Source organism: Novosphingobium sp. TCA1, assembly GCF_009811895.1.
Taxonomy (GTDB): Bacteria; Pseudomonadota; Alphaproteobacteria; order Sphingomonadales; family Sphingomonadaceae; genus Novosphingobium; species Novosphingobium panipatense_A.
In genome coordinates, this window is the sequence record NZ_BLJH01000087.1 from 1 (window position 1) to 4,581 (window position 4,581).

5 protein-coding genes are annotated in these 4,581 nt (G+C 57.5%); 1 reads left to right on the forward strand and 4 read right to left on the reverse strand.

Annotated elements, in window-relative coordinates; all coding sequences use genetic code 11:
* The 4 genes from NTCA1_RS27940 to NTCA1_RS27955 all read right to left on the reverse strand — a co-directional run.
* The coding region (locus NTCA1_RS27940; protein ID WP_159832472.1) for a restriction endonuclease at positions 1 to 912 on the reverse strand (912 nt) is incomplete at its 3' end.
* Between the two features lie 93 nt (positions 913 to 1,005).
* Positions 1,006 to 1,590, reverse strand: coding sequence for a hypothetical protein (locus tag NTCA1_RS27945; protein WP_159832473.1), 585 nt, complete (start codon positions 1,588 to 1,590; stop codon positions 1,006 to 1,008).
* Positions 1,591 to 1,676: 86 nt separating this feature from the next.
* Positions 1,677 to 2,066, reverse strand: a complete 390-nt coding sequence (locus NTCA1_RS27950; RefSeq protein WP_159832474.1) for a type II toxin-antitoxin system VapC family toxin — start codon at positions 2,064 to 2,066, stop codon at positions 1,677 to 1,679.
* Complete coding sequence (locus NTCA1_RS27955) at positions 2,063 to 2,308, reverse strand: AbrB/MazE/SpoVT family DNA-binding domain-containing protein (protein ID WP_159832475.1); 246 nt, start codon at positions 2,306 to 2,308, stop codon at positions 2,063 to 2,065. The genes NTCA1_RS27950 and NTCA1_RS27955 overlap by 4 nt, the downstream gene beginning before the upstream one ends.
* Positions 2,309 to 2,672: 364 nt before the next feature.
* Here NTCA1_RS27955 and NTCA1_RS27960 point away from each other — a divergent pair, with 364 nt between their 5' ends.
* Positions 2,673 to 3,854 (forward strand): tyrosine-type recombinase/integrase, encoded by a 1,182-nt coding sequence (locus NTCA1_RS27960; RefSeq protein WP_159832476.1) that lies wholly within the window; start codon positions 2,673 to 2,675, stop codon positions 3,852 to 3,854.
* Positions 3,855 to 4,581: the final 727 nt, after the last annotated feature.

Below are 4,581 nucleotides of genomic sequence, written 5' to 3' on the forward strand. Positions count from 1 at the left end.
AAAGCAATCGCTTACACCACTCCCGCCAACCCTTCTGACCAAGCCCGATGAATAAGCCGGGCTAAATGGCACGTAAGCACGACCCGACTGTGAACTTGCCCGCACCTTTGCGCGTAACAGATCATCTATCCGTACTTGTCCCCTGAGAGCGCTGTAGATATCCTCGCCCGTAGCACAGATGATGGAATTTCCGGTCCCAAAGCTTACCATGCCGACGTCTGTGAATCCCTCGAAACTGACAAAAAGTCCTCTTGTCCAAGACGGTTTTTGAGTAATAATTTGTTGAAATCCGCCAATGGGTCTGGATCCTACGGGATGCTTCAGCCATTTCGCTTCAAGCAAATAAATCTCGTGATCGAGTTCAAAACTACCATCAATCTGTTCACCGGTATTTCTAAATTGTCCGTGAGGCTTTAGGCCAAATTTCGCAAATAGATTGAATAGATAGCCTTCAAACTCGAGCCCGCGTTTCTGTGGCGGGAGACTATGAAGTTTATTGAGGTCATCGGCCAGTTCGGCATATTCGATTGAATCTAATTTCTCTGGCGCTACGACATTATGGGGCGTACTCGGCTGACCATTCTCGAGACGTGATATAAGAGCTGATACCTGAGCTGCTTGATTGGGGAGCGCATCGACATAATCGGAGGTCACGCTTTCCCGATATCGCACCAATGCGCGCAGGGCGCGCGCCGCGGTATGATCGTCGACCAATTGAAAGAAAGTTCGGAGGCGATTCAGCTTTGATGTGCCTTTGTTCGCGTACACCTCGGCATCAATGTTGATGCCCAACTCGAGCTCGAAAAAATCGCTAAAAGTCCGATTGCTGAAATCTAGGACGTATCCCGCCTCAGTTTTCTTTTCGAAAAACGAGCTTATAAGTTTTATCTCAATGGGCTTCAAACGGTTCATGCAATGAAAACTCATTGTTCCGATGGTGTAGTTCCGAAGAAAATATTAGTATTATCTATGAATAAAAATGTTATTTCCGCATTCTGATAATGGTTAGTGGGCTGGTCGCGTTATGATGCTGGCATTGAAAGACGTCATACCCATCGGAACAGCATCAATGAAATTGAGCAGTAAGGGTTTGCCGTCTTTAGTAACACTGTATGTACGATAGCGTTGACCGGCTTGCTCTGATGAGCTCTCTTCTGTTGCATTGAGCAACTTAACAATGCGATTTCGTGTGATCTCACTCTCCACTGGATCTGCGATGAGAACGCAAAACTTCAATGTTTCTCCGTCAACATCGCGTTGGCCGACAGACAGCAAGCTTCTCATTTTGCCCGATTTGAATCCCCACGCCTTCCAGCTGCCACCACCATCAGTGGGAGCGATTAACTTGAGCTGGTCTGGGTCAGTGACACGCTTCCATTTCAATGCCTTTGCCGCGGCTTCCACGCGATTGAAGTCGGGAAAATCCAGAACGCAGCTACCCATGAAGGTCTGAATGAAATCATTGGGCGTTGGGGAAGCAGCCTCAGTTGCTGGGGCGAGGGCCTCAGCTGTGCTTGTTTCCGGATTTGCCGGATCCCGATGCCGCTGGCAGCTAGCCAAAGATAATGCCGCTGCGATTGCAAACATCACTCTGCGTTTATGTCTCACGGCAATTCTCTATTTGGTGTGAATGATTTACGCGCCACCGCATTTACATTCCGTTTTCCAGAATGTCTTCAGCGGATCTGGACGACTTTGACTCCGGCCTCTTGCGCGACCAGATTCCAGTTGGTGTCACCCGTCCAGGCGGGCAGACCATCTCGCTGCGCCAGGGCGAGGCAGTAGCGATCGCCGAGCGACAGCCCGGCGCTGGCGGTCACCGCGCGCAGCCGTCCGGCGATCCGCGACGTCGCGTGGTCGGCGGGCACGATCGCGATCGGCAGCGGATCGAGCATGGCGTCGATCGCCGCCGCCGGCATACCCATGAAAGCAAAATGGCTGACTACCTCGGCGTAGTTGACCGCCGACATGCGAGCGGAGGCAATCGCCTTGGAGACCTTGGGCGCTCCTTTCTCCTGCTTCAGCATGGCGATCAGGGCCGAGGCATCGAGAACGAACTCGCTCATTCGCCGCTGTCCTCACGGCGCCGGGCAAGGAAGCCGTCGACGCCGGAGTCGGACTGGCCGCCCGTGTACTGTTTGGCCAAGGCCTGCGCCCGCGCCACTGCCTGCGCCGCAGTACGAAGAACGACGCCATCGTCCGTCTCATCCAGATAGATCGCGCCACCGTCCATGAGGCCCAGACGCTTTCGGATGTCCGCCGGCAGGCTCATGCGACCTTTTGGAGTAATATTAATCTGAACGGTCATCTGGCGCTCATCTGTGTAAAGGGGTTGCGATGACTCTATGATATACCTCAACGCAATCTTGAGCAACGATGCGCGAACAGCGGCACTTAATGGGCCCGTGAGGCACACACCCTCACCTGTGCCACCACGGTCAACGGCACTTTCCATAATCCAACCTTATGGTATGTACAGCATGGTTATTGATCACAACAGAATGGCGGGGCAGGGCGTGAGTCACGAGGATGAGGATGAGGCACAGATCGTCTCTGAAGGCACATTTTCAGCGCTGGATCCATCTGCGTTAGAAGAGTCCCAGGCGGTTGGCTCTGGTTCGCATTCGGATTTTGAGCCTGGTGCGGCGCCGGCAGCACCCACGACGATCATCATGGTTCGCGGTGCCGGGCCGCTGCCGCGCCGCCATGCGCGCCGTGCCCACGCCGCTACGCCCGATGAACGCCTGATCGCGACGCTCGGCCGCGCCGCGCCTGGCGATATGGCGCCGGTCAGCGCGATCGGGCTTGAAACCGCGCTCGAGGCGATGGCACCGGCGTCCAAGCTGGCGATCGCCGCCGATCTCGACTGTTGGCTCGACTGGTGCGCGCACGAGCACCGCCGCGCGCTGCCCGCCGAGCCGGAAGACCTGGTGCGCTACCTGCGCACGCTCGAGGCCGATGGCCGCAAGCCGGCGACGCTGAGCCGGCGGATCGCCAGCCTCGCGACCGTGCACCGCATGCTCAACCTCGGTGAGGACGCACTGCCGACCGCGGCGCCGATGGTCCGCAATGCGCTGCGCGCGCAGCGCCGCCGCCAGGGCGCCGCGCAGCGCCAGGCGGCGCCGCTGCGCTTCGGCGGCGAACTGGGCGGCGCCGGTGGGTTTACTATTACCGCACTGCTCGAGGCCTGCAGTCCCGATGTTCAGGGCGTGCGCGATGCCGCGTTGTTGTCGCTCGGTTACGATGCTGGCCTGCGCGTCAGCGAACTTACCGCCGTCGAAGTCAAGGATCTACGCCCGCAGGGCGATGGCACCGGGTTGCTCCATCTTCCCCGCTCCAAGACCGACCAGGAAGGGCTCGGGGCCTGGGCCTGGCTCTCGGCAGACACCATGCGCCGGATCGCGCGCTGGCGCTCGGAAAGCGAGATCAGCGAAGGGGTGCTGTTCCGCCGCGTCGGGGTCGACCGCCGCCGTCAGCGCGCCAAAGAGGCGGCCGATGCCCGCTGGGGCGAAGAGGATGCAGACGGCGCGGCCATGCTGGTCACGTTCACGGTCGGCGACGCTCCCCTTACGCGCCAGGGCGTTACCGGGATTTACCGGCGGATCGCGCTCGCCGCGGCGCGGGAGGGACTGGTTGACGTGCCCCCCGCCGAACTTGACTCTGTCATTGCTGCGCTGTCGACCCACAGTCTGCGCGTCGGGCTGACCCAGGACCTGTTTGCCGCTGGCGAGGATGGTGCCGGCATCGCCCTTACCTTGCGATGGTCTTCGCCTTCCACGGCGCTGCGCTATGGCCGGCAGCTTCAGGTACAAAGTGGGGTAGCCGCACGGGTCTTGTCGCGGGTGCGGTCGTAAGGTGGTGGCGACAGAATGAGCGTTCGATAAGTCGAATTCTTCGCGCACCTTCAGTAGCAAACTGGTGTCTTTTGTTGTTACGAACGCCTGCTTTGGGGACGGCCGAAGCGTCACTCGCCAATGAGTGGTGCTGTGTAACGACCAGTGAGAAGAAGCATCGAGTTCGTTAGATTAGCGACGCTCCACTCATCGTCCCTTCACGCTCTAACCGTAAAGCGCCTGACCGTTCAGATTATAGTCGCTTCCGCTCGTAACGACGTCCAGAGCATGTTTGCAAACGCAAGGAGCAACGGCGCGTCTCCGCACGCCATAACAAAATCTTCCTGTCGACCCAAAACTTCCTCATCCTCACTCCCTCCCGACTGCGGCCCAAAGCGTTTGTCGCCCTACCCATCTTTTACTTCTCGCATCTCTTAATGGGTAGATCCTGTAGCGAGTACTGGCGCTTGTAGATGTCCTGGCACAATAGTAGCATTTCATCGAGTAGAGATCGCATGGCATGGCTAAAATTGGGATTGGTAAAGTATCGGGCTGCGGAACATGGATTTTCCTGGCTGCCGCTCTGTACTTTGTCGCCCCGCTCATCCTATGCGTTCCTACTGAAATCAGCGACACTGATAGTGACGAATGTCCTCTTGACGAACTATGCAGTCGTGATCTTCCCTCCTCAGAGCCCGATTCAAAAGTGTCTCAAGCGTAGCAATACCTTGCGGTTCTGCGGATGAGC

Excerpts from the sequence above, each read along its gene's own strand:
- NTCA1_RS27950 (WP_159832474.1), bottom strand. The coding sequence starts at position 2,066 with ATGAGCGAGTTCGTTCTCGATGCCTCGGCCCTGATCGCCATGCTGAAG.
- NTCA1_RS27955 (WP_159832475.1), bottom strand. The coding sequence starts at position 2,308 with ATGACCGTTCAGATTAATATTACTCCAAAAGGTCGCATGAGCCTGCCG.
- NTCA1_RS27960 (WP_159832476.1), top strand. The coding sequence starts at position 2,673 with ATGGTTCGCGGTGCCGGGCCGCTGCCGCGCCGCCATGCGCGCCGTGCC.